General features: G+C 56.5%; 1 rRNA gene (cut by a window edge). It reads left to right on the forward strand.

The annotated features are described in order from the left end of the window. Positions 1-2476, forward strand: a 23S ribosomal RNA gene (locus tag ACGFYQ_RS42035); it begins 156 nt to the left of the window's first position. The last annotated feature ends 31 nt before the right edge of the window (positions 2477-2507 follow it).

The raw sequence follows: 2507 nt of genomic DNA on the forward strand, positions 1-2507 counted from the left end.
TGGGTCGTGACTGCGTGCCTTTTGAAGAATGAGCCTGCGAGTTAGCGGTGTGTAGCGAGGTTAACCCGTGTGGGGAAGCCGTAGCGAAAGCGAGTCCGAATAGGGCGATTGAGTTGCACGCTCTAGACCCGAAGCGGAGTGATCTAGCCATGGGCAGGTTGAAGCGGAGGTAAGACTTCGTGGAGGACCGAACCCACCAGGGTTGAAAACCTGGGGGATGACCTGTGGTTAGGGGTGAAAGGCCAATCAAACTCCGTGATAGCTGGTTCTCCCCGAAATGCATTTAGGTGCAGCGTCGTGTGTTTCTTGCCGGAGGTAGAGCACTGGATAGGCGATGGGCCCTACCGGGTTACTGACCTTAGCCAAACTCCGAATGCCGGTAAGTGAGAGCACGGCAGTGAGACTGTGGGGGATAAGCTCCATGGTCGAGAGGGAAACAGCCCAGAGCATCGACTAAGGCCCCTAAGCGTACGCTAAGTGGGAAAGGATGTGGAGTCGCAGAGACAACCAGGAGGTTGGCTTAGAAGCAGCCACCCTTGAAAGAGTGCGTAATAGCTCACTGGTCAAGTGATTCCGCGCCGACAATGTAGCGGGGCTCAAGCGTACCGCCGAAGTCGTGTCATTGCAGCAATAGGGCCAACGCCCGCTGTGATGGGTAGGGGAGCGTCGTGTGCCGGGTGAAGCAGCAGCGGAAGCTAGTTGTGGACGGTTCACGAGTGAGAATGCAGGCATGAGTAGCGATACACACGTGAGAAACGTGTGCGCCGATTGACTAAGGGTTCCTGGGTCAAGCTGATCTGCCCAGGGTAAGTCGGGACCTAAGGCGAGGCCGACAGGCGTAGTCGATGGACAACCGGTTGATATTCCGGTACCCGCTTTGAAACGCCCAATATCGAATCAGGCGATGCTAAGTCCGTGAAGCCGTTCCGGACCCTTCGGGGAAAGGAAAGTGGTGGAGCCGACGAACCAGACTTGTAGTAGGTAAGCGATGGGGTGACGCAGGAAGGTAGTCCAGCCCGGGCGGTGGTTGTCCCGGGGTAAGGGTGTAGGCCGAGGGGTAGGCAAATCCGTCCCTCATATAAGGCTGAGACCTGATGCCGAGCCGATTGTGGTGAAGTGGATGATCCTATGCTGTCGAGAAAAGCCTCTAGCGAGTTTCATGGCGGCCCGTACCCTAAACCGACTCAGGTGGTCAGGTAGAGAATACCGAGGCGTTCGGGTGAACTATGGTTAAGGAACTCGGCAAAATGCCCCCGTAACTTCGGGAGAAGGGGGGCCATCACTGGTGAGGGAACTTGCTTCCTGAGCTGGGGGTGGCCGCAGAGACCAGCGAGAAGCGACTGTTTACTAAAAACACAGGTCCGTGCGAAGCCGTAAGGCGATGTATACGGACTGACGCCTGCCCGGTGCTGGAACGTTAAGGGGACCGGTTAGTACGCTTTCGGGCGTGCGAAGCTGAGAACTTAAGCGCCAGTAAACGGCGGTGGTAACTATAACCATCCTAAGGTAGCGAAATTCCTTGTCGGGTAAGTTCCGACCTGCACGAATGGCGTAACGACTTCTCGACTGTCTCAACCATAGGCCCGGTGAAATTGCACTACGAGTAAAGATGCTCGTTTCGCGCAGCAGGACGGAAAGACCCCGGGACCTTTACTACAGTTTGATATTGGTGTTCGGTTCGGCTTGTGTAGGATAGGTGGGAGACTGTGAAACCCCAACGCCAGTTGGGGTGGAGTCGCCGTTGAAATACCACTCTGGTCGTGCTGGATGTCTAACCTCGGTCCGTGATCCGGATCAGGGACAGTGTCTGATGGGTAGTTTAACTGGGGCGGTTGCCTCCCAAAGGGTAACGGAGGCGCCCAAAGGTTCCCTCAGCCTGGTTGGCAATCAGGTGTTGAGTGTAAGTGCACAAGGGAGCTTGACTGTGAGACCGACGGGTCGAGCAGGGACGAAAGTCGGGACTAGTGATCCGGCGGTGGCTTGTGGAAGCGCCGTCGCTCAACGGATAAAAGGTACCCCGGGGATAACAGGCTGATCTTCCCCAAGAGTCCATATCGACGGGATGGTTTGGCACCTCGATGTCGGCTCGTCGCATCCTGGGGCTGGAGTCGGTCCCAAGGGTTGGGCTGTTCGCCCATTAAAGCGGTACGCGAGCTGGGTTTAGAACGTCGTGAGACAGTTCGGTCCCTATCCGCTGTGCGCGTAGGAATATTGAGAAGGGCTGTCCCTAGTACGAGAGGACCGGGACGGACGAACCTCTGGTGTGCCAGTTGTCCTGCCAAGGGCATGGCTGGTTGGCTACGTTCGGGAGGGATAACCGCTGAAAGCATCTAAGCGGGAAGCCTGCTTCAAGATGAGTATTCCCACCTCCTTGAGAGGGTAAGGCTCCCAGTAGACGACTGGGTTGATAGGCCAGATGTGGAAGCCCGGTAACGGGTGAAGCTGACTGGTACTAATAGGCCGAGGGCTTGTCCTCAGTTGCTCGCGTCCACTGTGTTAGTTCTGAA

Origin of the sequence: Streptomyces sp. NPDC048258 (assembly GCF_043201995.1) — a bacterium.
Lineage (GTDB): Bacteria > Actinomycetota > Actinomycetes > Streptomycetales > Streptomycetaceae > Streptomyces.